Origin of the sequence: Burkholderia sp. Bp9143 (genome assembly GCF_003853645.1) — a bacterium.
GTDB lineage: Bacteria > Pseudomonadota > Gammaproteobacteria > Burkholderiales > Burkholderiaceae > Burkholderia.
Genome location: NZ_QTPO01000020.1, coordinates 68,816 through 94,323, shown reverse-complemented (window position 1 = coordinate 94,323; position 25,508 = coordinate 68,816). Strand labels below are relative to the sequence as shown.

Below are 25,508 nucleotides of genomic sequence, written 5' to 3'. Positions count from 1 at the left end.
TCGTTACTCTTCAGTTGCGACGTTGCCGCGCAGGCGCGCGAGGATTCCCTCGAGCGCATCGAGGTTGCCGAAGTCGATCATCACCTGCCCTCGCCCGCGGCGGCCGAGCTTGATCTTCACCGTCGACGCGAGCAGGTCGGACAACTCCTCTTCGAGACGGCGCGTATCGCGGCCGCCGTCGTCCTTCGCGCGCGCCTTCACGGCCGGCGCTTCCTTCGTCGTGTGAGCGACCAGCTTCTCGGTCTCGCGCACCGACATGCGCTTGTTGACGACCTGGTGCGCGAGCGTGATCTGCGTCGCCGCGTCGACCGCGAGCAGCGCACGCGCGTGGCCCATGTCGAGATCGCCGGCCAGCAGCATCGTCTGCACCGGCGAGGCGAGGTTCAGCAAGCGCAGCAGGTTCGACACCGCGCTGCGCGAACGGCCGACCGATTCGGCTGCCTGTTCGTGCGTGAAACCGAACTCGTCGAGCAGACGCTGGATACCGTGCGCCTCTTCCAGCGGATTCAGGTCCTCGCGCTGGATGTTCTCGATCAGCGCCATCGCCGCGGCGGCCTGATCGGACACGTCCTTCACGAGCACCGGCACTTCGTCGAGGCCCGCCAGGCGTGCCGCGCGGAAACGGCGCTCGCCGGCGATGATCTCGTATTTATCAGACGAAATGGGCCGTACCAGAATCGGCTGCATCACGCCTTGCGCGCGAATGCTGGCCGCCAGCTCCTGCAGGCTGCCTTCGTCCATCCGCGTCCGCGGCTGGTACTTGCCGGCCTGCAGCTTGCCGAGTGCGAGCGTGTTCGGTGCGCCTTCGATCTTCACCGCTTCGGTGATGTCCGCACTGCCGCCGAGCAGCGCTTCGAGGCCACGTCCCAAGCCCTTCTTCTTTGGTACCGCGTTCATGTCTTTCTTCCTCGCTTCGCTCATGTCCGGATCACGACACCTCGAACGCGCGCACGCGATCGATCATCTCGGCACCGAACTGGAGATACGCCTGCGCACCGCGCGAGTTGCGGTCGAACACGACGCCCGGCAACCCGTAACTCGGCGCTTCCGCCAGGCGCACGTTGCGCGGAATCACCGCGTCGAACACCTTGTCGCCGAAGTGCGCTTTCAGTTGATCGGAGACTTGCTGCTGCAGCGTGATGCGCGGATCGAACATCACGCGCAGCAAGCCGATGATCTTCAGATCGCGGTTCATGTTCGCGTGAACCTGCTTGATCGTATTGACGAGATCCGACAGCCCTTCCAGCGCGAAGTACTCGCACTGCATCGGGATCACGACGCCATGCGCCGCGCACAGCCCATTCAGCGTCAGTAGCGACAGCGTCGGCGGACAATCGATCAGCACGAAGTCGTAGTCGTCGGCGACGCGCTCGAGCGCGGCCTTCAATCGGCGCTCGCGGTTATCGATGCTGATCAACTCGATCTCGGCACCGGACAGCTCGCGGTTGGCCGGCAGCACGTCGTACGTGACACCTTCCGGACGGACGCGCGCGTCCGTCACCGATACGCCGTCGACCAGCACTTCGTACACGGTCGACTCGCAGGCGGCCTTGTCGATCCCGCTGCCCATCGTCGCGTTGCCCTGCGGGTCGAGATCGATCAGCAGGACTCGTTGCTCCTGCGCTGCAAGGCTTGCGGCGAGATTGACCGATGTCGTCGTCTTGCCGACGCCCCCCTTCTGGTTCGCAACGCAGAAGATCTTTGCCATCGTTGGTGTGTTCCCTTTACCTTCAAACAAACGGCGCGCTACCGCACGCCTTCAATTCGCCTCTTCGACGGTGACCTCGATCAGATGCCGTTCGGCATCGAGCATCGGTACCGCCAGCCGCATCGTCTGCTTTACGCGACTGCCTTCCGGCAGCCGTGCAATTTCGTCGTCCGGGTGGACACCCTTCATTGCCCAGATCGATCCGCCGTGCGCGACGAGATGTCGAGCAAGTTTAACGAAGTCGGATAGGTCCGCGAAAGCGCGGGATACGATGATGTCGAATTTTTCCGGCACTTCGACACCCGGCTGCAGCGATTCGACCCGCCCGGTGACGACCGACAGGTTCGCGAGCTTCAACTCCGCACGCATCTGCGTCTGGAATGCAGACTTCTTCTGCACGATATCGTTCAGCGTGACCTGCCAATCCGGCTGGACGATCGCCAGTACGATGCCGGGCAACCCGCCCCCCGAACCCACGTCGAGCACGCGCGCCGATGCACGATCGCGCAGATGCGGAACGATGGAGAGCGAATCGAGAATGTGCTGGATCAGCATCTGCTTCGGGTCGCGGATCGCAGTCAGGTTGTAGACCGCGTTCCACTTGCCGAGCAGCGCGACATAGTCGAGCAGCTGGTTGCGTTGTGCATCCGTCAATGCGATGTCGAGCGCGGCCGTGCCGTCGACGAGCATCTGTTCAAGTACGTCCCGATTAACCGCCGGCGCGCGACGCGCCGTCATTGTTGCGTCGGGACGGTGCCGTCCCCCTGCTCGGTCGCCTCTGCGGCCGTGGCGTTACGGCGGCCGAGGCCACGGCGCTTCAGATGCACCATCAGCAGCGAGATTGCCGCCGGCGTGACGCCCGAGATCCGCGATGCCTGGCCGATCGTTTCCGGCCGGAACTCGTTGAGCTTCTGGCTTACTTCGAACGACAGGCCGCGAACCTCGCGGTAATCGATACCGTCCGGCAGGCGCGTGTTCTCGTTCGCATCGTTGCGTTCGATCTCGCTGGCCTGACGCTCGATATAGCCCTGATATTTGATGCCGATCTCGACCTGTTCCTTGATCTGCTCGAGCAGCACCGGATCGTCGCCCAGCGGCTCAGCCGGACCGCATTCGCCGCCCTTCAGGCCGCACACGCCGTCGTAGCTGACGCCCGGGCGACGCAACAGTTCAGCGAGGCTGTACTCGTGATCGATTGCCTTGCCGAGCAACGCGGTCGCCTCTTCCGGCGGCAGCGTCTTCGGCGTGACCCACGTCGATTTCAGCCGTTCGGTTTCACGTGAAACAGCATCGCGCTTCCGGCTGAACACATCCCAGCGCACGTCGTCGACCAGGCCCAGCTCGCGGCCGATTTCGGTCAGGCGCATGTCCGCATTGTCCTCACGCAGGCTCAGACGGTACTCGGCACGGCTCGTGAACATCCGGTACGGCTCGGCCACACCACGTGTGACAAGGTCGTCGACCAGCACACCAAGGTACGCCTGGTCGCGACGCGGACACCATGCGTCCTTCTCCTGCACGTAACGGCCTGCGTTCAGGCCGGCCAGCAGGCCTTGTGCAGCCGCTTCTTCGTAGCCGGTCGTACCGTTGATCTGGCCCGCAAAGAACAGCCCGTTGATCGCCTTCGTCTCGAGCGACGCCTTCAGCGCGCGCGGGTCGAAGTAGTCGTACTCGATCGCGTAGCCGGGGCGCAGGATGTGCGCGTTCTCGAGGCCGCGCATCGAGTGCACGAGCTCGAGCTGCACGTCGAACGGCAGGCTCGTCGAAATCCCGTTCGGATAGAACTCGTTGGTCGTCAGCCCTTCCGGCTCCAGGAAGATCTGGTGCGACTCCTTCGACGCGAATCGGTGGATCTTGTCCTCGATCGACGGGCAGTAACGTGGGCCGACGCCTTCGATCACGCCTGTATACATAGGCGAACGGTCGAGGCCGCCGCGAATGATGTCGTGCGTGCGCTCGTTCGTATGCGTGACCCAGCACGGCAGCTGCTGCGGATGCTGCTCCGCGCGGCCCAGGAACGAGAACACCGGGATCGGATCGAGATCGCCCGGCTGCTCGTCCAGCTTCGAGAAGTCAATCGAGCGGCCATCGATACGCGGCGGCGTACCGGTCTTCAGGCGGCCCTGCGGCAGCTTCAGCTCCTTCAGGCGCGCCGACAGCGACACGGCCGCCGGATCGCCCGCGCGACCGCCCGTGTAGTTGTTCAGGCCGACGTGGATCTTGCCGTCGAGGAAGGTACCGGCCGTCAGCACCACAGCACGTGCGCGGAAGCGGATGCCGATCTGCGTGACGGCGCCGACCACGCGGTCGCCTTCGACCATCAGATCGTCGACGGCCTGCTGGAACAGCCACAGGTTGGGCTGGTTCTCGAGCCGATGGCGGATCGCAGCCTTGTACAGGATGCGGTCTGCCTGCGCACGCGTCGCGCGCACGGCCGGGCCCTTCGACGAATTGAGGATCCGGAACTGAATACCGCTCTCGTCCGTCGCGGCGGCCATCGCGCCGCCGAGCGCATCGACTTCCTTGACCAGATGGCCCTTGCCAATGCCGCCGATCGACGGATTGCAGCTCATCTGCCCGAGCGTTTCGATGTTATGGGTCAGCAGCAGCGTCTTCGCACCCATACGGGCCGATGCCAACGCGGCTTCCGTGCCGGCGTGCCCGCCACCGACGACGATGACGTCAAATTCTGTGGGAAAAAGCATGGTGGATTCCGGGCGCAGGACTGCGCACGAACCTATCTGAGAAATGTATGGGCCGAATTATAGCGGGTTCGCTTTTCACCCGAAGACAGTCCGAATGGTAGGGCCCGTTCATTTGGTCGTTTTTTTCGACCGATTGGTTGAGCTGTGGTGCCCGGCCTGCGTCGGCGGCGATACCGTGACCTCACCCGCACACCATAAAGCTGTGCAAAAGCAGCATCGGGTAGCGGTTCGCGAAACCCGACATCGGCATGCCGTCACAGTACTTTCGATCATTCACCCGGCACTTATCCCCTGTGCCGACTGGCTCGCGGCGACAGAGCACTGTCGCGCACACAATGCTCGCTACCCTGTGCCACCCCGTATGACGAGCACCCCACTCCCGTCACAGGGCTTTTGCTTGTTGCTCCGGCACTTATCCCCACACCCGATTCACCGCAGCATCGCCCTCCTCCCGAAAACAAAAACGGCGTGTTTCACGTGAAACACGCCGCCCGGCTCCCGCCAACTACCCCAACCATCAAGCCATTTTCTTCGCCAGCCCCAGGTATGTTTCAATCACGCGCGGATTCTGTGCCAGCTCGGCCGCCGGCCCTTCGAGCGCAAACTCGCCCGTCTCCAGCACATAGCCGTAGTCCGAGATCTGCAGCGCGGCCCGCGCGTTCTGCTCGATCAACAGCGTCGCGACGCCTGTGCCGCGCAACGCGCTGACGATATGAAAAATCTCCTTCACGATAAGCGGGGCCAGCCCGAGACTCGGCTCGTCCAGCATCAGCAGGTCAGGCTTACCCATCAGCGCGCGGCCCACCGCGAGCATTTGCCGTTCGCCGCCCGACAGCGTGCCGGCCGCCTGCTTGCGCCGCTCCTTGAGCCGCGGAAACAGCGTAAACACATGATCGAGCTGGTCAAGGAAGTTCGACTGGCCCGCGAGCTTGCGGCGATACGCGCCCAATACGAGGTTGTCCTCGACCGTCATCGTGCTGAACAGCTCGCGCTTTTCCGGCACGAGGCACATTCCGCGCGCGACGCGCTGCTCGACCGGCAGCGCGCCCACGTCGTCGCCGCGGTACACGACCGCGCCCGACGCGTGCCCGGTCACGGGCAACGCGCCCATGATCGCGTTCAGCAGCGTCGACTTGCCGGCCCCGTTCGGGCCGATCACGCTGACGATCTGCCCTGCGCCAACCTTGATCGCTGCACCGTGCAGCGCCTCAACCTTCCCGTACCGCACCGCCAGACCGCGCACCTCGAGAATCGGCATCGTCGTGTCCGTCATCACTCCACCCCGCCCAGATACGCTTCAAGCACCGCCGGATCCTGCTGCACATCCCGCGGCAGCCCTTCCGCGATCCGCGTGCCGAACTCCATCACCACCAGCCGGTCGGTGAGGTTCATCACGAAATCCATGTCATGTTCCACGAGCAACACGCTCATCCCTTCGGCCTTCAGGCGCCGCAGCAGGTTCGCGAGCTGCTGCTTCTCCTGGTAGCGCAGCCCGGCGGCCGGCTCGTCAAGCAGCAACAGCGTCGGATCGCAGCACAGCGCGCGTGCGATTTCGAGAATGCGCTGCTGGCCGAGCGCGAGGCTGCCCGCTTCGTCGTACATGTGCCTTTCGAGCCCGACGCGGCGGATCTGCCGTGCCGCCTCGGCCAGCAGCTGCGCTTCCTCATGTGCATTGAGCCGCGCGATGCTGCGCCACACGCCGGTATGGCCGCGCAGGTGTGCGCCGATCGCGACGTTCTCGAGCACCGTCATCGTCGGCAGCAGCTTCACGTGCTGGAACGTACGGCCGATCCCGCGCCGGACGATCTGGCGCGACGTGAGCCCGTCGATCCGCTCGCCGCGGAACGTGATCGTGCCGCCGGTCGGCTGCAGCACGCCGGTCACGAGGTTGAACGTGGTCGACTTGCCGGCGCCGTTCGGGCCGATCAGGCCGATGATCTGCCCTGCTTTCACGTCGAAACTGACGTCGTTGACGGCCACCAGCCCGCCGAACTGCTTGCGCGCGTTATCGACGACGAGCAGCGGTTCGCCCGCCACCGGCTTCGCGCGCTGCGGCAGCGGATCCGCATGGTCGGGCACGTGCGCGCGCGGCCCGCGCGGAAACAGCTTCGCGACGAACGGCCACACGCCCTGGCGCGCGTACTGCAGCAGCAGCACCATCAGCACGCCAAACACGATGATCTCGAAGTTGCCCTCCGAGCCGAGCAGCTTCGGCAACAGCGTCTGCAGGTAGTCCTGCAGCACGGTGAGGATCGCCGCGCCGAGCACCGCGCCCCACACGTGCGACACGCCGCCAACCACGGCCATGAACAGGAATTCGATCCCGTGATTCAGGCCGAACGGGGTCGGGTTCACCGCGCGCTGCAGGTGCGCGTACAGGAAGCCCGATACCGCCGCGAGCACGGCCGCGTAGATGAAGATCACGACGCGCATCCACGCGGTGTTCACGCCCATCGCCTCGGCCATCACCCCGCCGCCGCGCAGCGCGCGGATCGCGCGGCCGGGCCGGCTGTTGAGCAGGTTCTGCACCGACACGATCGCGACCAGCACGACGGCCCAGATCAGAAAGTACAGGCTGCGGCCGCTGCCGAGCTCGATGCCGAACAGGTTCAGCGCCGGAATCCCGTTGATCCCGTCGTACTTGCCGAGCAGTTCGAGGTTGCCGAACAGATAGAACAGCGCGAGGCCCCACGCGATCGTGCCGAGCGGCAGGAAGTGCCCGGACAGGCGCATCGTGACCGCGCCGAGCACGAGCGCGACGAGCGCCGTCAGCACGACACCGACGATCAGCGCGAGCCACGGCGACACACCGTATCGCGTGGTCAGGAATGCGGTCGCATACGCGCCGATGCCGACGAACGCGGCCTGCCCGAAGCTCGTCATCCCGCCAACGCCCGTCAGCAGCACGAGCCCGATCGCGACGATCGCGTAGAGGCCGATGTAGTTCAGCAGCGTGATCCAGTATTCGGGCACCTGCAGCGCACCGGGCAGCACCGGCAGCGTGAACAGCACCACGAGAAACACCCAGAAGGTCTTGTTGCGTACCATCGTCTTCATCGCGTCACTCCTCGTCCTCTTCCGCGTGCGGCGTCGCGAAACTGCGCCACAGCAGCACCGGGATGATCAGCGTGAACACGATCACTTCCTTGTACGCGCTCGCCCAGAACGACGAATACGATTCGAGCACGCCGACCAGCAGCGAGCCGGCGGCCGCGAGCGGATAACTGACCAGCCCGCCGATGATCGCGCCGACGAAACCCTTCAGGCCTATCAGGAAGCCGGAGTCGTAATAGATCGTCGTCAGCGGACCGACGAGGATGCCGGACAGCACGCCGAGCCCGGCCGCCAGCGTGAATGCGAGCCGCCCTGCTTCGGTCGTGCCGATGCCGACGAGCCGCGCGCCGAGCCGGTTCACCGAGGTCGCGCGCAGCGCCTTGCCGGCGATCGTGCGGCCGAAGTACACGTAGAGCGCGCCGATCAGCACCAGCGCGGTCACGACCACGAGGATGCTCTGCACCGACACCGACATGCTGCCGACCGACAGCGAAGCATCCGCGAAGCCGTTGGTGCGCGAGCCTTCCGCGCCGAACATCACGAGCCCGAGGCCGACCATCGAGAAATGGACGGCGACCGACACGATCAACAGCAGCAGCGTCGTGCCTTCGGCGATCGGCTGATAGACGAGCCGGTAGACGAACGGCCCCATCGGCACGACGATCGCGAGCGTCAGCGCGATCTGCGCGAGCATCGGCATCGGCTGAGCGGCAAAGCTGCGCGTGATCGCGAACACCGCGAGCGGCAGCAGCACGTAGCGGCTGCCGAGCGTCGCGAGCGTGCGGCCGAGCTGATGGCGGCGTTCGCGATGGCGAATCAGGCCGCCGACTTCCAGCAGGAAGCATGCGATGCCCATCACGAACAGCAGCCAGCAGGTGGCGGGGAATTTCTGCGCCTGCAACGCCGCAAGCGTGAGCGCACCGTAGGCGACGAATTCGCCCTGGGGAATGAAGATCACCCGCGTGACGGAAAACACCAGCACGAGCGCCAGCGACAGCAATGCATAAATGGCGCCGGTCGTGATGCCGTCTTGCGCGAGGATCGCTGCAATCGAGAGATCCATACGTTTCGTGTATCGAGAATGCTGCGGAGAAACAGCGACGGGAACGGCCCGCGCGCGGACGGCCAGATCGGGGTGTCAGGCGTCGTGCGGCGGCTTCCCGGACATTCCATGCGACGCGAGCACGGGCCGCATGGCCCGCCCCGCCGCCAACGGCGCGCACGGCGCCGTTCGCGCCGCGCCCGCCGGTTTCACGTGATGCTTACTCGGCCTGCAACTTCCACTTGCCGTCGACGACCTGCACCATCACGCGCGCCCGCGTGTCGAAGCCGTTGTGATCGGTCGCCGACATGTTGATCACGCCGTGCGACACGGGCAGATCCTTCACGCTCTCGAGCGACGCACGCAGCGCCTCGCGGAACGCCTCGGTGCCCGGTTGACCCTTCTTCAGCGCGTCGGGAATCGCACGCTGCAGCAGCAGCCCCGCATCCCATGCGTGGCCGCCGAAGGTCGCCAGCGAACCCGCGCCGTACGCCTTCTCGTATGCGGCCTTGTAGCCGAGCGCCGGCTTCTTCACCGGGTTCGAATCGGGCAACTGGTCGGTCACGAGCACCGGACCGGCCGGCAGGATCTCGCCTTCGCAATCCTTGCCGCACACGCGCAGGAAGTCGTTGTTCGCGACGCCGTGCGTCTGGTACACCTTGCCCTTGTAGCCACGCTCCTTCAGCGTCTTGGCCGGCAGCGCGGCCGGCGTGCCGGATCCGGCGATCAGCACCGCGTCGGGATTCGAGCCCATCAGCTTCAGCACCTGCCCCATCACCGACGCGTCGGTGCGGTTGAAGCGCTCGTTCGACACGACCTTCAGCCCGTTCTTCGCGGCAGCCGCGTTGAACGTGTTGTACCAGCTGTCGCCATACGCATCGGCGAAGCCGATGAAGCCGACCGTCTTCACGCCGTGCTTCGCCATGTAGCCGGCGATCGCATCGGCCATCAACTGGTCGTTCTGCGGCACCTTGAACATCCAGGCGCGCTTCGCGTCCATCGGCGCGATGATCTGCGCGCTCGCCGCGAGCGAGATCGTCGGCGTCTTGCCCTGCGACACCGGATCGAGCATCGCGAGCGAGTTCGGCGTGACGGATGAACCGATGATCGCGTCGACGTGATCCTCGTCGATCAGCTTGCGCACGTTCTGCACCGCGCGGCTCGTGTCGGATGCATCGTCGAGCACGATGTACTGGACGCTCTTGCCCGCGATTTCCTTCGGCAGCAGCGCGATCGTGTTCTTTTCCGGAATCCCGAGCGAGGCGGCCGGCCCGGTGGCCGACAGCGTCACGCCGATCTTCACCTGCGCCGACGCCGTGGCCGCCGCACACACGAGGCCCGCGGCAAGCAGAACCTCCATCCATCGATTCATCTTCATTTACGTTGTCTCCAAACGCTGCTCGAAAAATCCGCGGGTCGCTCGGGCGGCTCCCGGTCCTCAAACAAGTTAATAAATTAACTATCTAGTCGTACCACGTCTACGCTCGTTTTCCCGTGAAGCGCCGGCGCCGCGACCGCGCCCTCGGCAACACCGCGCACGCGCGCGCCGCAGCGCGTTCCGACGCGGTCGTTCGACCACCACGATGCGCGGCGGCAATGTCGTCAGGATGAAGGAAGCGGAGAAATGCGGCGTCGCGCGAGCGTCGATCGATGCGAACGCAACGATCGACGGAAGGTCCGCCGGACGGGCCCGGTGCGGCCCCGCGCGCAAGCGGTGCAAGATCGGGAAACCGGCCGTTCATGCGAATGCAAATCCGAACGGCGCGTCGGATGCGAACACAACGACCGGAGAAACAGCCGTGCCGGCCAATCGCGCCAGAACGCGCATGCCGGCTGCGGGACGGCTCGTGAAAGCCGGGGCATACCAATGCGCCCTCCCCCCCGAACGAGCGGCGCCAGCCGCCCCTCGTGCCCCGATCCATCGTCCTGCGCGTCTCATCCAACCGTACTCCCTGTTCTGCATTTTGCTTATAGGAGAACTGCCGACCGTTTTCCCGACCGCACGGTCGGCGAAAGCTGAGTGTAACGGACGCTTTTTGCGCACGCCAACCGGGTAAGCCCGGACGGCATGCATGCGATTGCGCGCCGGTTGCGATCGACCGGCAGGATTGGACAAAAACGGGGGGACGGGAAGAAACGCGAGCGAGGTGAGGCAGAACACGGGCGCGCGGAACGTGGCGCCACTCGCCTGCACCAACAATGGAAATTCGCGCACACAAATGAAAAAGCGCTGTTGGATTCCGTCCAACAGCGCTTTGGGGTCCGGGCACTTTGTGCCTCGATTGTCTCCTCGTTCTCCACCTGCAAATTCGTTTCGCGGTGCATCAGAACTGGAACGAAGATTAAAGGACCTTTCACCCTGCGACAACTTAGCATTTACCCCTATGGTGCATCGCCGCACGAAAATGGGGCACCAGCCCTGCCGCGCGGCGCCGTCCGGAGGCGGCCGAGACACCCTTTCCGGCCGCGCCGGATGGTGCTTCGCATCAACGTGTCGCAGCACCCGGTGCAATGCAATCAGGACGGCCTGAGCGTCTTGACCCGCGCGACCATCTCGCCGACGATCCCGCGCCGGAACGCCAGCACGCATGCGATGAAGATCAGCCCCGTGACGATCGTCGCCGATTCGCCGAGCGAGTGGAACCAGCCGATGCCGGTCGCCGACGCGAGCCATTCGCCGATGTCGCCGAGCCGGTCCTCCAGCGCGACGATCAGCGCCGCGCCGAGCAGCGGCCCGAACAGCGTGCCCATCCCGCCGACGAGCGTCATCAGCACGACGAGGCCCGACATCGTCCAGTACGCGTCGGACAGCGTCTCGAAGCCGAGCACCAGCACCTTCAGCGAACCGGCCAGCCCCGCTAGCCCGGCCGACAGGATGAACGCGAGCAGCTTGAAGCGGTCGGTGTCGTAGCCGAGCGAGATCGCGCGCGCCTCGTTTTCCTTGATCGCGACGAGCACCTGGCCGAACGGCGAGTGCACGATCCGCACGATGAACGCGCACGCCGCGACGATCACCGCGAGCACGACGTAGTAGAGCGCGACGTCGTTCGACAGGTCGACGAGCCCGAACAGATGCCCGCGCGGCACGCCCTGAAGGCCGTCCTCGCCGTGCGTGAACGGCGCCTGCAGGTAGATGAAGTAGACCATCTGCGCGAACGCGAGCGTGATCATCGCGAAGTAGATGCCCTGCCGGCGGATCGCGAACAGGCCGACGACGAGCCCGAGCAGCGTCGCGGCAAACGTACCCACGAGCACGCCGAGCTCCGGCGTGAAGCCGAGCGTCTGGATCGCATAGCCGGTCGCGTAGCCGGCGGTCGCGAGGAACATCGCATGGCCGAACGACAGCAGCCCCGTATAGCCGATCAGCAGGTTGAACGCGGCCGCGAACAGCGCGAACGTGAGCACCTTCATCACGAACACCGGATACGCGCCGATGAACGGCGCGGCGAGCAGTGCGGCGAGCAGCACGCCGTAGAGCACTTTTCTCTGCATCATTTTTCCTTGCCGAACAGGCCCGCCGGACGGATCAGCAGCACGATCGCCATGATCACGAACACCACCGTGGCCGACGCTTCCGGATAGAACACGCGCGTGAAGCCCTCGATCACGCCGAGCAGCAGCCCGGTGATGATCGAGCCGAGAATCGAGCCCATCCCGCCGATCACGACCACCGCGAACACGGTGATGATCATCGGCTGGCCCATCAGCGGCGACACCTGGATCACCGGCGCCGCGAGCACGCCCGCGAATGCCGCGAGCGCGACGCCGAAGCCGTAGGTGAGCGTGATCATCATCGGCACGTTCACGCCGAACGCCTCGACGAGCTTCGGGTTCTCGGTACCGGCGCGCAGATAGGCGCCCAGGCGCGTCTTCTCGATCACGAACCAGGTCGCGAGACACACCGCGAGCGACGCCACGACCACCCACGCGCGGTAGTTCGGCAGGAACATGAAGCCGAGATTGGTCGCGCCGGACAGCTGCGACGGCACGTCGTACGGCTGGCCGGACGAGCCGTAGATCGAGCGGAACACGCCTTCGACGACGAGCGTGAGGCCGAACGTGAGCAGCAGCCCGTACAGGTGATCGAGCTTGTACAGCCAGCGCAGCATCGAACGCTCGATCACGATCCCGAACGCGCCGACGATCAGCGGCGCGAGCGCGAGCATCGCCCAGTACGGCAACCCGAAGTACGACAGCCCCATCCATGCGAGCATCGCGCCCAGCATGAACAGCGCGCCGTGCGCGAAGTTGATCACGTTGAGCAGCCCGAAGATCACCGCGAGCCCGAGGCTCAGGATCGCGTAGAACGAGCCGTTGACGAGCCCGAGCAGCAACTGGCTCAGCATCGCCGGCAACGGAATGCCAAAGATTTCCATCGACTTAGCCGTCAGGTTGAGTTTCGTTGCGTGCGCAACTTTCAAGTCGTCGCGCGCGGGCGGCGCAGCAGGCACATCGCTGCAGCCGCCACCACGCGCCGCACCGTCGCGCTTACTTCCACATCGCGCAGCGCGTCTCCTGCTTGGTCGTGAACGCCTGCTCGCCCGGAATCGTCGCGAGCACCTTGTAGTAATCCCAGGGTTCCTTCGATTCCGACGGCTTCTTCACTTCCATCAGGTACATGTCGTGGATCATGCTGCCGTCCGCGCGGATGTAGCCCTTCGCGTAGAAGTCGTTGACCTTGATCTTCTTCAGCTCGGCCATCACCTTGTCGGAGTCGGTCGTGCCGGCGGCCTGCACGGCCTTCAGGTACGTCGTCACCGACGAGTAGTCCGCCGCCTGCAGGCTCGACGGCATTTTCTTCATCTTGCCGAAGTAGCGCTGCGCCCACTGGCGCGCTGCCGCGTCGCGGTTCCAGTACCAGCTGTCGGTCAGCACGAGGCCCTGGGTCGTCTCGAGGCCGAGGCTGTGCACGTCGTTGATGAACATCAGCAGCGCGGCGATCTTCATCGTCTTCGTGATGCCGAATTCCTTCGCGGCCTTGATCGCGTTGATCGTGTCGCCGCCCGCGTTCGCGAGGCCGAGGATCTGCGCCTTCGACGACTGCGCCTGCAGCAGGAACGACGAGAAGTCCGACGCCGACAGCGGGTGCCGCACCGCGCCGAGCACCTGGCCGCCGTTCGCCTTCACGACGTCCGACGTGTTCTTCTCGAGCGCCTTGCCGAACGCATAGTCGGCGGTCAGGAAGAACCAGCTCTTGCCGCCCTGCTTCACCACCGCCGAGCCGGTGCCCTTCGCGAGCGCCATCGTGTCGTATGCGTAGTGGATCGTGTACGGCGTGCACTGCTCGTTGGTCAGCGTGTCGGCGCCCGCACCGATGTTGATGTAGACCTTCTTCTTCTCGGCCGCGACCTGGTTCATCGACAGCGCGGTCGCGGAATTCGTGCCGCCGACCAGCAGGTCGAGCCCGCCGCGGTCCATCCATTCGCGCGCCTTCGACGCGGCGATGTCCGCCTTGTTCTGGTGATCGGCATAGACGACCTCGATCGGCTTGCCGAGCACCTTGCCGCCGAAGTCGGCGACCGCCATCCGGATCGCCTCGAGGCCGCCCTGCCCGTCGATGTCCGCGTAAAGCCCCGACATGTCGGTGATGAAGCCGATCTTCACGCTATCCGCGGCGTGTGCGGCGCCGGCGGTGAACGCTGCGGTCGCGACCGCGAGACATGCGTGTGCGAGGGTCTTCATTTTCATTGACGTCTCCTGTTGTTCTGATGCGTTGTGGTTGTTCGAGGCCGCCACGGCTAGCGGCAAGGGAAACGGGGCGGCGTCACACCCCGAGCAGGTCGTGAAGGATCGGCATCTTGCCTTCCAGTTCGGATGAGCGGAAATGCTCGACGATGCGGCCATGCTCCATCACGTAGAAGCGGTCGGCGAGCGGTGCGGCGAAGCGGAAATTCTGTTCGACCATCACCACCGTGTAGCCGCGCGCCTTCAGCTCGACGATCATTCGTGCGAGCGCCTGCACGATCACGGGCGCGAGGCCTTCGGAAATTTCATCGAGCAGCAGCAGGTTCGCGCCGGTGCGCAGGATCCGCGCCACCGCGAGCATCTGCTGCTCGCCGCCGGACAGCCGCGTGCCCTGGCTCTGCCGGCGCGACGCGAGGTTCGGGAACATCGCGTAGATCTCGTCGAGCGACATCGCGTGCTCGCTCGGGCCGATCGGCGGCGGCAGCATCAGGTTCTCCTCGCACGACAGGCTCGAGAAGATCCCGCGCTCTTCCGGGCAATAGCCGATGCCGAAATGCGCGATGCGGTGCGTCGCGAGCCCGATCGTCTCGTTGCCGGCGACCTTGATCGAGCCGCTGCGCCGGCCGGTGAGGCCCATGATCGCGCGCAGCGTCGTGGTGCGGCCCGCGCCGTTGCGGCCGAGCAGTGTGACGACCTCGCCGCGATGAACGCTCAGGTCGACACCGTGCAATATGTGGGATTCCCCGTACCAGGCCTCGAGGCCCGTGATCTCCAGCGCGGGCGTGCCGCTTTCGACGCCGCTCAATTCGCGTTCCTCCCGTTCGCTGTGCTTCATGCGTGCGCCCCCGCGAGCGCCGCATCGGCGCTGCCCATGTAGGCCTCGATCACAAGCGGATTCTTCGACACTTCCGCATACGAGCCTTCGGCCAGCACCTCGCCGCGCTGCAGGACGGTAATCGTGTCCGAAATGCCCGCGATCACGTTCATGTTGTGCTCGACCATCAGGATCGTGCGGCCGCTCGCGACCTTCTTGATCAGCGCGGTCACGCGATCGACGTCCTCGTGGCCCATCCCTTGCGTGGGCTCATCGAGCAGCATCAACTCGGGTTCCATCGCGAGCGTCGTCGCGATCTCGAGCGCGCGCTTGCGGCCGTACGCGAGCTCCACCGTCGGCACGTGCGCGAAATCGGTGAGGCCGACCTGCGTGAGGAGATCCATCGCGCGATCGTCGAGGCGCCGCAACGTGCGCTCGCTGCGCCAGAAATGGAATTCGGTGCCGAGTGCGCGCTGCAGGCCGATGCGCACGTTCTGCAACGCGGTCAGGTGCGGGAATACCGCCGAGATCTGGAATGAACGGATGATGCCGCGGCGCGCGACCTGCGCGGGCCGCTCGTCGGTGATGTCGATTCCGTTGAAGACGATCTGACCGGCCGTCGGTGTCAGGAACTTGGTCAGCAGGTTGAAGCAGGTGGTCTTGCCCGCGCCGTTCGGCCCGATCAACGCATGGATCGCACCGCGGCGCACACGCAGGTTGACCCCGTTCACGGCAGTGAAGCCCCTGAACTCCTTCGTCAGTCCGCGTGTTTCCAGAATCGTGTCGCCGAGAATCATGTTCCCTTCCGTACGAAGTCAGGCGAAGCACCGGGAAGATTCGCGCAAGCGACCGCGAACAGGTCTGCGGATGAGCGAGCTGCCCCCGGACGCCGTATTACGCATCGAGGGTGGTCTCCCGCGCCGACGCGTATGCATACTGCGCAACATTGTCGCGCCGTTGGTGCAGTGCAATCATCGGGATTTGCACTTATAGGGCTGGCCGCCATATCGGACGCGGCTGAGCGCGTATTTTCGACGCGTTTTTTTGACACGCGCATCATCGACAGTCGCGCGATCGCATGGCGCGTGCCTGCACGAACGCGGGCACGTTACGCCGCGCGTCATGTCGTCGCGCGACAAGAACGCTGCGAGCAATGCGCGGCTCGCGGCGCAATCGCGGTGCGTGCCGTCGAAACGTTGCGATCCGCACGTGTCGGATTGTTTTGCATGGCGAAACAGTGGGCGCCATGATGACGGCCCGCTGACGTGCGCGTCAGCCTGGTGTCACTCAGCCGTCATCGCCGCGTCCGTTCGCACCTGCGTCGCGTCGTGCGCCGCGCGTCGATCGGCGCGGATCATGTCGCTCGCGCGCTCGGCGATCATCAGCGTCGGCGAATTCGTGTTGCCCGACGTAATGAACGGCATCACCGACGCATCGACGATCCGCAGCCCGGCGATGCCGCGCACGCACAGCCGGCTGTCGACGACGGCACGCGCATCGTCCGCGCGCCCCATCCGGCACGTACCGACCGGATGGAAGATCGTCGTGCCGACCGCGCCCGCCGCTTCGATCAGTTCCGCTTCGGTCCGGTACCGCGGGCCCGGCAGGATCTCCTCCGGACGGTAGCGCGCGAGTGCCGGCGCGGACGCGATCCGGCGCGTGAGGCGCAGCGCGTTCGCGGCGACATGACGATCGTGGTCGGTCGACAGGTAGTTCGGTGCGATCGACGGCGCCACGCCCGCATCGGGGCTCGCGATATGCACGCTGCCGCGCGAGCTCGGCCGCAGATGGCAGACGGACGCCGTGAAGGCGTTGAAGCTGTGCAGCGGCTCGCCGAAGCGCTCGAGCGACAGCGGCTGCACGTGGTATTCGAGATCGGGGCGCGTGAGCGCCGGATCGTCGGGATCGGACTTCGCGAACGCGCCGAGTTGCGACGGCGCCATCGACATCGGCCCGCGCTGCAGCAGCGCATATTCGGCGCCGATCATCAGCTTGCCCCACCAGTGCGCGGACAGCGTGTTCAACGTGCGCACGCCTTCGACGCGAAACGCCATCCGCAGCTGCAGGTGATCCTGCAGGTTCTCGCCGACACCCGGCAGATCCTGCACGACCTCGATGCCGAGTGCCTGTAGCCGTGCGCCCGCACCGATGCCCGACAGTTCGAGCAGCTGCGGCGAATTCACGGCGCCGGCGGTCAGCAGCACTTCGGCGCGCGCGCGCGCGACGTAGTCGGTGCCGCCGCCACGATACTCGACGCCGACCGCACGCCGACCGTCGAAGATCACGCGCTGCGCATGCGCGCCGGTGATCACGGTCAGGTTCGGGCGCGTCATCGCGGGCCGCAGGAACGCCTTCGACGTATTCCAGCGCACGCCGCGCTTCTGGTTCACCTCGAAATAGCCGACCCCGGTGTTGTCGCCGCGGTTGAAATCGTCGGTCGCAGGGATGCCCGTCTGCTGCGCGGCCTGTGCGAACGATTCGAGGATCTCCCAGCGCAGCCGCTGCTTCTCGACGCGCCAGTAGCCGCCCGCGCCGTGCGCGTCGCTCGCGCCCGCGTGGTGGTCCTCGCTGCGCTTGAAGATCGGCAGCACGCTGTCCCACGACCAGCCGGCGTCGCCGGTTTCCTGCGCCCAGCTGTCGTAATCCTCGCGCTGGCCGCGCATATAGATCATTCCGTTGATCGACGAGCAGCCGCCGAGCACGCGGCCGCGCGGATACGACAGCGCGCGGCCGTTCAACGCCGCCTCGGGCTGCGTCTTGTACAGCCAGTCGGTGCGCGGATTGCCGATGCAGTACAGATAGCCGACCGGGATGTGGATCCAGTGATAGTCGTCCTTGCCGCCCGCTTCGAGCAACAGCACGCGGATCTCGGGATCCTCGGTCAGGCGATTCGCGAGCACGCAACCTGCGGTGCCCGCGCCGACGATCACGTAATCGAATTCGCCCTCGAGCGTGCGTTGAGTACTCACAGCGTGTCTCCTGTCGACCCGAGTTAGTGCTTTAGCACTTACTCGGGTCCCATGCTTCGCGGTCGACCCGAGTTAGTGCTTTAGCACTTACTTGGGTCCCATGCTTCGCGGTCGACCCGAGTTAGCGCTTTAGCGCTTACTTGGGTCCCATGCTTCGCGGTCGACCCGAGTTAGCGCTTTGGCACTTACTCGGGTCCCATGCAAAGCTCATTGTTGTTTGTGCCCCGCGCGGCACATTCCCGCGCGTCGTTTTCAGCATAGTGCGTCGCGAGCGACGCGACCGATGAAGCGTACTCCGCGCGCGCGCCGCCGATCCAATGAGTTATGCTGAACTGCGTTATAAGCTGCGCTCATATCACGACGATGGATCTCACCCTGCTCCGTGCGTTCGCGACGGTCGCCCGCGAAGGCAACCTGACGCGCGCCGCCGTGCAGCTGCATCTGACACAGCCGGCCGTCAGCCTGCAGATCAAGCATCTGCAGGAAACGCTCGGCGTCACCCTGTTCACGCGCACGTCGCGCGGGCTCGCGCTCACGCGCGACGGCCAGACGCTGCTGCCGCACGCGGAGCGCGCGCTGGCCGCGGCCGCCGACGTGCAGCGCGCCGCTGCTGCGCTGCGGCACGAGGTGCGCGGCCGGCTGCGGATCGGCACGATCCTCGATCCGGGCTTCCTGCGGCTCGGCGGCTTCCTGCGCGCGCTCGTCGAAACCCATCCGCAGATCGAAACCGCGCTACGGCACGGGATGTCCGGCTGGGTGCTCGAACAGGTGCGTGCGCAGGCGCTCGACGTCGGCTACTACATCGGCCGGCCCGGCGAGGACGATCCGCGCGACGACACGCTGTTCCACACGGTCACGCTCACGCGTTTCCACTACCGCGTGCTCGCACCGGCCGGCTGGAAGGAGCGCGTGCAGCGCGCGCACGACTGGCGCGCGCTCGCCACGCTGCCGTGGATCTGGACGCCACCGGCGTCCGCCCATCACCGGCTGCTGTCGCGGCTGTTCGCGGCGGCCGGCGCGCAGCCGGCGAAGGTCGCCGAGGTCGACCAGGAGCAGTCGATGCTCGACCTCGTCAAATCGGGGATCGGGTTGACGCTCGCACGCGACTCGACCGCGCTGGCCGAAGCGCACGCGCATGCGCTGACGATCGTCGAACGCGTGACGGTGCCGACCGAGCTGACGTTCGTGACGCTCGCCGAGCGGCGCGACGAACCGGCGATCGCGGCCGCGCTGCGATTGATCGAGACCCAGTGGATGACATGAGTGCGGCTGATGTCGGTGTCGTCGGTCGTGCATCGGGCGTCGGCGCCTGATGCATCCGGCGCATCCTGCGGATCGCCCACCCGCGCCCCGGTGACGCGTGGCATCACGGACAGGCTCGAATCGCCCGCCCCGTGGCGTGTCGCCGCGTCCCGCTTGCTCGTCACGCCGCCATCGCAGGCTTTTTGCTAGATTGTGCCTTCGCACACCGCGAGACCCCTGATTGAAGGAGACCCGCATGGCCCGCAACATCGAGATCAAAGCCCGCGCCCGAGAATTCGACCGCCTGCGCGAACAGGCGGCTACGCTCGCGACCGAAGCGCCGCTGTTCTACCGTCAGCAGGATTTCTTCTACGACGTGCCGCGCGGCCGGCTGAAGCTGCGCCGCTTCGAGGACGGCACGCCGGCCGAACTGATCTTCTACCAGCGCGACGACCGCGACGGCCCGAAGGCGTCGTACTACACGCGCAGCCCGGTGACGAACCCGGACGCGATGCACTCGCTGCTTGCGACCGCGCTGACCACGCGCGGGATCGTGACGAAGGAACGGCACGTGTACCTCGTCGGCCGCACGCGGATCCACCTCGACCGCGTCGACGGCCTCGGCGACTTCATCGAACTGGAAGTGGTGCTCGGCCCCGACGACGACGAAGCCGGCGGCGAAGCCGAGGCGCATGACGTGTTCGCGAAGCTCGGCGTGGCGCAGGAGGATCTCGTCGCGGTCGCGTACGTCGACCTGCTGAACGCCGACGCGCAGCACGAAGCGGCCTGATCTGGCCCTATCCGCAGCGGCGCCTTGCGCCCCGCCGCCGGCCCGCCGCGTCACGCGGCGCCGGGCGCCAGGTGCGCGAGCGGCAGCGCGCCGTTGCGCTTGAAGGTCGTCAGCACGATGTTCGAGCGCACGCTGTCGACGCCCGGCACACGCATCAGCTTCTTCATCACGAACTGCGACAGCGCGTTGAGATCCGGCGCGACGATCCGCAGCAGATAGTCGGCATCACCGACCACCGCATGGCATTCGAGCACCTCGGGCAGCACGTCGATCTGCTGCTGGAACTGCTCGATGATCGAATCGCCGTGGTGCTTGAGCTTCAGGCTCGTAAACGCCGTGACGCCGAGCCCGAGCTTTTCGGGGCGCAGCATCACACGGTAGCCTTCGATCACGCCGGCCGCCTCGAGCCGCTGCAGCCGCCGACCGATCTGCGACGGCGACAGCGGCACCTCCTCGCCAAGCTGCTGGTGCGTCGCGCGACCGAAGCGCTGCAGCACGTCGAGAAGCGCGAGATCGAAGTGATCGAGTTCCAGCATGAGCATTCTCCGCATTTATTCCTGTTTTGATGCGCGATTATCGCATCAATAAGTGAATCCACGCCATCTTTGCGCCCATTCCGCACGTCGCCCGCTCTACACTTGCATGGTTCCCAACCAACAGCGTGCAGAGCCAGATCATGTCCACCGTCGTCACCGCGAAACTGCAGGAGCAGTTCGACGCGGGCCTCGAAACCCGCGCCGATTTCACCATCGACCAGCCGCTCGAACGCTACGGCCAGGTCGACCACGCGGTGTGGCAGCAGCTCTATGCACGTCAGTCGGCGCTGCTGCGCGGACGCGCGTGCGACGCGTTCGTCGCCGGGCTCGGGAAGATCGACCTGCCGGCCGACCGCGTGCCGTCGTTCGCCGACGTGAACCGCCAGCTGAAGCCGGCCACCGGCTGGGAGATCGTCGCGGTGCCGGGCCTCGTGCCCGATCGCGTGTTCTTCGAGCACCTCGCGAACCGGCGGTTTCCGGTCACCTGGTGGATGCGCCGCCCGGATCAGCTCGACTACCTGCAGGAACCCGACTGCTTTCACGATCTGTTCGGCCACGTGCCGCTCCTGATCGAGCCGGTATTCGCCGACTACATGCAGGCATACGGCCGCACCGCACTCGCGGTCGCGGACGACGAAGCGGCGCTCGCGCGACTGGCGCGCCTCTATTGGTATACGGTGGAGTTCGGCCTGATCCGCGATCCGCACGGCCCGAACGGGCTGTCGATCTACGGAGCCGGGATCGTGTCGAGCAAAGGCGAAAGCCTGTACAGCCTCGAAAGCGCGGCGCCGAACCGGCTCGGCTTCGACCTCGAGCGCGTGATGCGCACGCGGTACCGCATCGACACGTTCCAGAAGACCTACTTCGTGATCGACGATTTCGCGCAGCTGTTCGCGCTCGCCGACGTCGACGGCCGTGCGCTGGCCGACCGGCTGGCCGCGCTGCCGGAAATCCCGGCCGGCGCGGTGGTCGATGACGATCTCGTGCTGCACCGCGGCACGGGCGAAGGCTGGCCGGACGACGCGGACGCGTAAGGCCACGGACCTCGCCGGCGTGATGCGCGCTCCGGTGCCTGCCTCCCGATGCCGGCCCGCGGATGGCCGTCCCCGGGTGCCCGTCGCACAACTATGAAACAATGACCGGTACCGGCTTTGCCGCGTGGCCTTTGCCCGCGTGCGGGCGCCGTTACCGAACGAGGTGCAACATGATCCACAAGCTCACATCAGAAGAACGCAAGACCCGGCTCGAAGGCCTGCCGCACTGGACGGCCGTGCCGGGCCGCGACGCGATCCAGCGCAGCCTGCGCTTCGCCGATTTCAACGAAGCCTTCGGCTTCATGACGCGCGTCGCGATCAAGGCGCAGGAAATGAACCACCATCCGGAATGGTTCAACGTGTACAACCGCGTCGACGTGACGCTGTCGACCCACGACGCGGACGGCCTGACCGAGCGCGACATCGCGCTCGCGACGTTCATCGACCAAGTGTGCGCGCACATCCAGCCGGCCGCCTGAGACCTTCCGCTACCGCCGCGCATCTTTCGACGCGCGGCGCGTCAACTTTTCATTTCGCTGAACGTTTTCTAGGATGTACTCAGCGAAAGCCTTCAGCTTTCCAAGCCATCCTTAAGGCGCACGTAAGTCTCGTACGCTTTCCGCGCCTTGGGGTCCAAACCTTCCAGTTGCAGCGCACCTTCGCGCTGTACAATCAGCAGCGCATACGGCTTGGAGAGCGCGCTGGCCTCTTCGCAGAGTTTGAGTTCGTCGCCGCTCGACGGCGAGCGTGCGCGCCAGAAATTGATCGCGGCTTCGAGGTCGTGGATCGAAATATCGGACATGATTGGATTTAATCGTTCGCTGGCCGCCATGCTTGATGTCAGGCGATGCGGCGCCCCTGTGGAAACGGCGTCGTGCTGTCCGCGTGCCTGAACCGCCAACCCATTGTACTTGAGCGAACTTCATGCGACTCCTTCTGATCGAAGACGACCGCCCCATCGCACGCGGTATCCAGAGCAGCCTCGAGCAGGCTGGCTTCACCGTCGACATGGTGCATGACGGCATCTTTGCCGAACAGGCACTGGCACAGAACCGCCACGAACTCGTGATCCTCGACCTCGGCCTGCCGGGCATCGACGGGATGACGCTGCTCACGCGTTTCCGCCAGACCAACCGCCACACGCCGGTCATCGTGCTGACCGCGCGCGACGAACTGAACGACCGGATCCAGGGCCTGAACTCCGGCGCCGACGACTACATGCTCAAGCCGTTCGAGCCGGCCGAGCTCGAAGCGCGCATCCGCGCGGTGATGCGCCGCAGCGGCCCGCATAGCGACATGCCGCGTCCGGAAGTGTCGCTCGGCGGCGTCCGCCTGTCGGGCGTCGATCGCCGCATCTTCAACGACGACAAGCCGCTGGAACTGTCGCCGCGCGAATTCGCGGTGCTCGAAATGCTGCTGCTGCGTCACGGCCGCGTCGTCAGCAAGGCCCAGTTGCAGGATCACCTTACGCACTTCGGCGGCGATCTCGGCGACACCGCGATCGAAGTCTATGTGCACCGCGTGCGCAAGAAACTCGAGCAGTGCCGTGTCGAAATCGTTACGGTGCGGGGCTTCGGCTACCTGCTGCAGGAAATCCGCCAGACGGCGAGCGTCTGAGCGGCGCCGCGCGCCGGCCGGCCACGTGCCGCCCGGCGGGCGCCCTGCCCGCGTCGCCGTCCGACGCACCACCGCGCCGCTCCCCGTGAGCGGCGCTTATCCATTTGCCCGTCGACATGTCTTCTGATCCGGCTGTGACCACCAGCCTGCGCCGCTCGCTGCTCCGGCGCCTCGCCGCGCCGCTGTCGATGCTCGCACTGATGAGCGGCCTGATCGCCTACTGGCTCGCGTGGCAATACACGCAACACGTGATCGACCGCTCGCTCGCCGATCTCGCGACCGCCATCTCCAAACAGATCCAGATCGCCGGCCCCGACGCGCCGTTCACCGTGCCGCCGCTCGCGCAGGCGATGTTCTCCGATCCGGCCGAGGCACTGATCTACCGGATCAGCGACGGCGAGCAGGAACTCGCCGGCGACCCGAAGCTGCCGCTGCGTGGCATCAATGTGCGCCGCATGCATCACGCATACGTGTTCGAGGCCGAGTACGACAACCGCGCGGTGCGGGTCGCGCAGGTGCGCGTCGAAGAAGTCGAGGGCGGCCGGCCGATGGTGGTCGAGGTCGCGCAGCCGGTGCGGCACCGCTACCGGATCGCGGCCGAATTCCTCGTCGCGATCATGATGCCGCTGCTGCTGCTGCTGCTTGCGGGCTGGGGCATCGTGTGGCGCGTCGTCAACCAGCAGCTCGGCCCGCTCACGCATCTCGCCGATTCGCTGAACCGGCAGACTCACACGTCGCTGGAACCGGTCGACGAAAGCGAAGTGCCGCTCGAGATCCGGCCGCTGACGAGCGCGATGAACGCACTGCTCGGCCGCCTCAAGACCGCGCTCGATGCGCAGCGCAAGTTCATCGCCGATGCCGCGCATCAGTTGCGCACGCCGCTCACGGCCGTGAAGCTGCATGCCGAACAGGCCGCCGTCGCGCGCGACCCGCAGCAGACCTACGCCGCGGTGCGCGAACTGCGCGCGGCCGCCGATCGCGCGGTGCGTCTGTCGAACCAGCTGCTGTCGCTCGCGCGTGCGGAGCCGGGCGAGCAGGCCGCGCGCTTCGTCGACGTCGACCTGGCGGCGATGGCGTTCGAGACGGGCGCCGAATGGGTGCCGCGCGCGCTCACGTCGCATGTTGACCTCGGCTTCCAGCGCAGCGACGATCCCGGCGAAGACGAAACGCTGAACGTGCGCGGCAACCCCGTGCTGCTGCGCGAGGTGATCGCAAACCTGCTCGACAATGCACTGAAATATGTGCCGCTCGCACGGCCGGAGGGTGCGCGGATCACGGTGAACGTCGCGCGCGGCGCGCTCGAGGACGGCCAGCCGGCCGCCGAGATCGTCGTCGAGGACAACGGCCCGGGCGTGCCTGCGAACCAGCAGGCAGACCTGTTCAAGCGCTTCTTCCGCGGCGATGCGCAAAGCGGCAACGGTGTCGAGACGGGCGCCGGCCTCGGACTCGCGATCGTGCACGACATCATCGCGATGCACGGCGGCACGGTGTCGTACGAGGATGCATCGGAAGGCGGTTCGCGCTTCGTGGTGCGCGTGCCGCTCGCCAAGCGCGCCGCGAAGCCGGCGAGCGAGACGCCGGCCGCCGCGCCGACGCACTGACGCGCGCACGACCCCGTATCGGGCGGGACGGCTGGCCGCGCGGCCCCTCGGCGCGCGGCGGCCAGCCGGTGCAGCAGCCGCGCACGATGCGCGGCCGCGCCGGTCACTTCTTCTTTTTCTTGTCCTTCGTGCCGGACTCGGCCTTGCCGTCCTTCTTCTTTTTCTTCTTGCCGTCGTCGTCCGGGGTGGCGAGCAGCGTGCCGCGGCATGCGGCCGCGCCACAATGGCACGCGTATTCGCGCTTGAGCTTCTTCGTCAGCTTCTCGTCGATCACGAGGCCATAGTCGTAGAACAGCTCTTCTTCCGGCCCGATGTCGCGCAGCGCGTGGATGAACACGCGGCCCTTGATCTCCTCGGCCTCGCAGTTCGGCGCGCACGAATGGTTGATCCAGCGCGCGCTGTTGCCGTCGATCTTGCCGTCGATCACCCCGCCCTCTTCCAGTGCGAAGTAGAACGTATGGTTCGGCTCGTTCGGGTCGTGCGGATGGCGGCGCAGCGCTTCCTTCCACGAAATTCGCTCGCCCTTGTATTCCACTACGCGCTCGCCGGCCTTGATCGGCTCCACCGCGAACACGCCCTTGCCGTGTACTCCCGAGCGGCGCACCGCGATCCTGCGTGAACTCATCGAACGAATCCTTTGAAGACGACTTGAATGGAAGACGGCCGCGCTCGCGGCCCTGCGTCGCGCAAAACGAAAACGCGGCACCGACC

The 25,508-nt window shown here is 66.0% G+C and carries 23 protein-coding genes; 6 read left to right on the top strand and 17 right to left on the bottom strand.

The genetic code is table 11. The features are described 5' to 3' along the window. Window positions 1-3 precede the first annotated feature (3 nt). From DIE23_RS17110 to DIE23_RS17045, 14 genes are all read right to left on the bottom strand, one after another. Window positions 4-897, bottom strand: a complete 894-nt coding sequence (locus DIE23_RS17110; RefSeq protein ID WP_034183983.1) for a ParB/RepB/Spo0J family partition protein — start codon at window positions 895-897, stop codon at window positions 4-6. Window positions 898-928: 31 nt separating this feature from the next. Continuing rightward, window positions 929-1,708, bottom strand: coding sequence for a ParA family protein (locus DIE23_RS17105; RefSeq protein WP_059465983.1), 780 nt, complete (start codon window positions 1,706-1,708; stop codon window positions 929-931). Between the two features lie 51 nt (window positions 1,709-1,759). Beyond that, window positions 1,760-2,446, bottom strand: a complete 687-nt coding sequence (rsmG, locus tag DIE23_RS17100) for a 16S rRNA (guanine(527)-N(7))-methyltransferase RsmG (protein WP_124613226.1) — start codon at window positions 2,444-2,446, stop codon at window positions 1,760-1,762. Next, window positions 2,443-4,413, bottom strand: coding sequence for a tRNA uridine-5-carboxymethylaminomethyl(34) synthesis enzyme MnmG (gene mnmG / locus DIE23_RS17095; RefSeq protein ID WP_124613225.1), 1,971 nt, complete (start codon window positions 4,411-4,413; stop codon window positions 2,443-2,445). Before mnmG ends, rsmG begins: the two co-directional genes overlap by 4 nt. A 517-nt stretch (window positions 4,414-4,930) precedes the next feature. Beyond that, window positions 4,931-5,686: an ABC transporter ATP-binding protein gene (locus DIE23_RS17090; RefSeq protein ID WP_124613224.1), complete on the bottom strand. Its 756-nt coding sequence runs from the start codon at window positions 5,684-5,686 to the stop codon at window positions 4,931-4,933. Next, window positions 5,686-7,470: an ABC transporter permease subunit gene (locus DIE23_RS17085; RefSeq protein ID WP_124613223.1), complete on the bottom strand. Its 1,785-nt coding sequence runs from the start codon at window positions 7,468-7,470 to the stop codon at window positions 5,686-5,688. The genes DIE23_RS17090 and DIE23_RS17085 overlap by 1 nt, the downstream gene beginning before the upstream one ends. A 4-nt stretch (window positions 7,471-7,474) precedes the next feature. After that, window positions 7,475-8,530 carry a branched-chain amino acid ABC transporter permease gene (locus DIE23_RS17080; protein WP_124613222.1) on the bottom strand — a complete coding sequence of 352 codons (1,056 nt, stop codon included), beginning with the start codon at window positions 8,528-8,530 and terminating at the stop codon, window positions 7,475-7,477. Between the two features lie 199 nt (window positions 8,531-8,729). After that, window positions 8,730-9,887 (bottom strand): ABC transporter substrate-binding protein, encoded by a 1,158-nt coding sequence (locus DIE23_RS17075; RefSeq protein WP_124613221.1) that lies wholly within the window; start codon window positions 9,885-9,887, stop codon window positions 8,730-8,732. Between the two features lie 1,139 nt (window positions 9,888-11,026). Then, complete coding sequence (locus tag DIE23_RS17070; RefSeq protein ID WP_185646476.1) at window positions 11,027-12,001, bottom strand: branched-chain amino acid ABC transporter permease; 975 nt, start codon at window positions 11,999-12,001, stop codon at window positions 11,027-11,029. Further along, on the bottom strand, window positions 12,001-12,885 hold the full coding sequence (locus DIE23_RS17065; RefSeq protein WP_124613219.1) for a branched-chain amino acid ABC transporter permease: 885 nt from the start codon (window positions 12,883-12,885) through the stop codon (window positions 12,001-12,003). Before DIE23_RS17065 ends, DIE23_RS17070 begins: the two co-directional genes overlap by 1 nt. 112 nt (window positions 12,886-12,997) lie before the next feature. Next, a complete protein-coding gene (locus DIE23_RS17060) occupies window positions 12,998-14,197 on the bottom strand; it encodes an ABC transporter substrate-binding protein (protein WP_124613218.1) in 1,200 nt (399 codons plus the stop codon). Window positions 14,198-14,273: 76 nt separating this feature from the next. Further along, the gene (locus DIE23_RS17055; protein WP_124613217.1) at window positions 14,274-15,029 is read right to left on the bottom strand and encodes an ABC transporter ATP-binding protein; all 756 of its coding nucleotides are present in this window, start codon (window positions 15,027-15,029) and stop codon (window positions 14,274-14,276) included. Then, window positions 15,026-15,805 (bottom strand): ABC transporter ATP-binding protein, encoded by a 780-nt coding sequence (locus tag DIE23_RS17050; RefSeq protein ID WP_040142748.1) that lies wholly within the window; start codon window positions 15,803-15,805, stop codon window positions 15,026-15,028. The genes DIE23_RS17055 and DIE23_RS17050 overlap by 4 nt, the downstream gene beginning before the upstream one ends. Before the next feature lie 486 nt (window positions 15,806-16,291). Next, a complete protein-coding gene (locus tag DIE23_RS17045) occupies window positions 16,292-17,977 on the bottom strand; it encodes a GMC family oxidoreductase (RefSeq protein WP_124613216.1) in 1,686 nt (561 codons plus the stop codon). A 363-nt stretch (window positions 17,978-18,340) separates the two neighbouring features. Here DIE23_RS17045 and DIE23_RS17040 point away from each other — a divergent pair, with 363 nt between their 5' ends. After that, window positions 18,341-19,240, top strand: coding sequence for a LysR family transcriptional regulator (locus DIE23_RS17040; protein ID WP_124613215.1), 900 nt, complete (start codon window positions 18,341-18,343; stop codon window positions 19,238-19,240). 235 nt (window positions 19,241-19,475) lie between these two features. Next, entirely contained in the window at window positions 19,476-20,009 is a 534-nt protein-coding gene (locus DIE23_RS17035; RefSeq protein ID WP_124613214.1) for a class IV adenylate cyclase, read from the top strand. Between the two features lie 50 nt (window positions 20,010-20,059). Here DIE23_RS17035 and DIE23_RS17030 read toward each other — a convergent pair whose 3' ends face one another. After that, window positions 20,060-20,545 (bottom strand): Lrp/AsnC family transcriptional regulator, encoded by a 486-nt coding sequence (locus tag DIE23_RS17030; protein ID WP_006408082.1) that lies wholly within the window; start codon window positions 20,543-20,545, stop codon window positions 20,060-20,062. A gap of 140 nt (window positions 20,546-20,685) precedes the next feature. Here DIE23_RS17030 and phhA point away from each other — a divergent pair, with 140 nt between their 5' ends. Further along, window positions 20,686-21,579, top strand: coding sequence for a phenylalanine 4-monooxygenase (gene phhA, locus DIE23_RS17025; RefSeq protein WP_221623348.1), 894 nt, complete (start codon window positions 20,686-20,688; stop codon window positions 21,577-21,579). A 170-nt stretch (window positions 21,580-21,749) separates the two neighbouring features. Then, on the top strand, window positions 21,750-22,058 hold the full coding sequence (locus tag DIE23_RS17020; protein ID WP_124613212.1) for a 4a-hydroxytetrahydrobiopterin dehydratase: 309 nt from the start codon (window positions 21,750-21,752) through the stop codon (window positions 22,056-22,058). Window positions 22,059-22,150: 92 nt separating this feature from the next. On the opposite strand, the gene DIE23_RS17015 is transcribed toward DIE23_RS17020, so the two are convergent. Next, the gene (locus tag DIE23_RS17015; RefSeq protein ID WP_006756491.1) at window positions 22,151-22,381 is read right to left on the bottom strand and encodes a DUF3717 domain-containing protein; all 231 of its coding nucleotides are present in this window, start codon (window positions 22,379-22,381) and stop codon (window positions 22,151-22,153) included. A 122-nt stretch (window positions 22,382-22,503) separates the two neighbouring features. Here DIE23_RS17015 and DIE23_RS17010 point away from each other — a divergent pair, with 122 nt between their 5' ends. Both DIE23_RS17010 and DIE23_RS17005 read left to right on the top strand, forming a co-directional pair. Continuing rightward, window positions 22,504-23,196: a response regulator transcription factor gene (locus DIE23_RS17010; protein WP_006401494.1), complete on the top strand. Its 693-nt coding sequence runs from the start codon at window positions 22,504-22,506 to the stop codon at window positions 23,194-23,196. Window positions 23,197-23,312: 116 nt separating this feature from the next. Then, window positions 23,313-24,797 carry a sensor histidine kinase gene (locus DIE23_RS17005; RefSeq protein WP_124613211.1) on the top strand — a complete coding sequence of 495 codons (1,485 nt, stop codon included), beginning with the start codon at window positions 23,313-23,315 and terminating at the stop codon, window positions 24,795-24,797. Between the two features lie 103 nt (window positions 24,798-24,900). Here DIE23_RS17005 and DIE23_RS17000 read toward each other — a convergent pair whose 3' ends face one another. Further along, window positions 24,901-25,422 (bottom strand): SET domain-containing protein, encoded by a 522-nt coding sequence (locus tag DIE23_RS17000; protein WP_124613210.1) that lies wholly within the window; start codon window positions 25,420-25,422, stop codon window positions 24,901-24,903. Window positions 25,423-25,508 lie beyond the last annotated feature (86 nt).

What these genes read in the sequence shown, in the direction of transcription:
- DIE23_RS17060 (WP_124613218.1), bottom strand. Translation starts at nt 14,197, where the DNA reads ATGAAAATGAAGACCCTCGCACACGCATGTCTCGCGGTCGCGACCGCA.
- DIE23_RS17020 (WP_124613212.1), top strand. Translation starts at nt 21,750, where the DNA reads ATGATCCACAAGCTCACATCAGAAGAACGCAAGACCCGGCTCGAAGGC.
- DIE23_RS17030 (WP_006408082.1), bottom strand. Translation starts at nt 20,545, where the DNA reads ATGCTGGAACTCGATCACTTCGATCTCGCGCTTCTCGACGTGCTGCAG.
- DIE23_RS17065 (WP_124613219.1), bottom strand. Translation starts at nt 12,885, where the DNA reads ATGGAAATCTTTGGCATTCCGTTGCCGGCGATGCTGAGCCAGTTGCTG.
- DIE23_RS17070 (WP_185646476.1), bottom strand. Translation starts at nt 12,001, where the DNA reads ATGCAGAGAAAAGTGCTCTACGGCGTGCTGCTCGCCGCACTGCTCGCC.
- DIE23_RS17105 (WP_059465983.1), bottom strand. Translation starts at nt 1,708, where the DNA reads ATGGCAAAGATCTTCTGCGTTGCGAACCAGAAGGGGGGCGTCGGCAAG.
- DIE23_RS17050 (WP_040142748.1), bottom strand. Translation starts at nt 15,805, where the DNA reads ATGATTCTCGGCGACACGATTCTGGAAACACGCGGACTGACGAAGGAG.
- DIE23_RS17085 (WP_124613223.1), bottom strand. Translation starts at nt 7,470, where the DNA reads ATGAAGACGATGGTACGCAACAAGACCTTCTGGGTGTTTCTCGTGGTG.
- rsmG (WP_124613226.1), bottom strand. Translation starts at nt 2,446, where the DNA reads ATGACGGCGCGTCGCGCGCCGGCGGTTAATCGGGACGTACTTGAACAG.
- DIE23_RS17035 (WP_124613214.1), top strand. Translation starts at nt 19,476, where the DNA reads ATGGCCCGCAACATCGAGATCAAAGCCCGCGCCCGAGAATTCGACCGC.
- DIE23_RS17015 (WP_006756491.1), bottom strand. Translation starts at nt 22,381, where the DNA reads ATGTCCGATATTTCGATCCACGACCTCGAAGCCGCGATCAATTTCTGG.
- DIE23_RS17080 (WP_124613222.1), bottom strand. Translation starts at nt 8,530, where the DNA reads ATGGATCTCTCGATTGCAGCGATCCTCGCGCAAGACGGCATCACGACC.
- DIE23_RS17000 (WP_124613210.1), bottom strand. Translation starts at nt 25,422, where the DNA reads ATGAGTTCACGCAGGATCGCGGTGCGCCGCTCGGGAGTACACGGCAAG.
- DIE23_RS17055 (WP_124613217.1), bottom strand. Translation starts at nt 15,029, where the DNA reads ATGAAGCACAGCGAACGGGAGGAACGCGAATTGAGCGGCGTCGAAAGC.
- phhA (WP_221623348.1), top strand. Translation starts at nt 20,686, where the DNA reads ATGTCCACCGTCGTCACCGCGAAACTGCAGGAGCAGTTCGACGCGGGC.
- mnmG (WP_124613225.1), bottom strand. Translation starts at nt 4,413, where the DNA reads ATGCTTTTTCCCACAGAATTTGACGTCATCGTCGTCGGTGGCGGGCAC.
- DIE23_RS17005 (WP_124613211.1), top strand. Translation starts at nt 23,313, where the DNA reads ATGTCTTCTGATCCGGCTGTGACCACCAGCCTGCGCCGCTCGCTGCTC.
- DIE23_RS17040 (WP_124613215.1), top strand. Translation starts at nt 18,341, where the DNA reads ATGGATCTCACCCTGCTCCGTGCGTTCGCGACGGTCGCCCGCGAAGGC.
- DIE23_RS17090 (WP_124613224.1), bottom strand. Translation starts at nt 5,686, where the DNA reads ATGACGGACACGACGATGCCGATTCTCGAGGTGCGCGGTCTGGCGGTG.
- DIE23_RS17010 (WP_006401494.1), top strand. Translation starts at nt 22,504, where the DNA reads ATGCGACTCCTTCTGATCGAAGACGACCGCCCCATCGCACGCGGTATC.
- DIE23_RS17110 (WP_034183983.1), bottom strand. Translation starts at nt 897, where the DNA reads ATGAACGCGGTACCAAAGAAGAAGGGCTTGGGACGTGGCCTCGAAGCG.
- DIE23_RS17075 (WP_124613221.1), bottom strand. Translation starts at nt 9,887, where the DNA reads ATGAAGATGAATCGATGGATGGAGGTTCTGCTTGCCGCGGGCCTCGTG.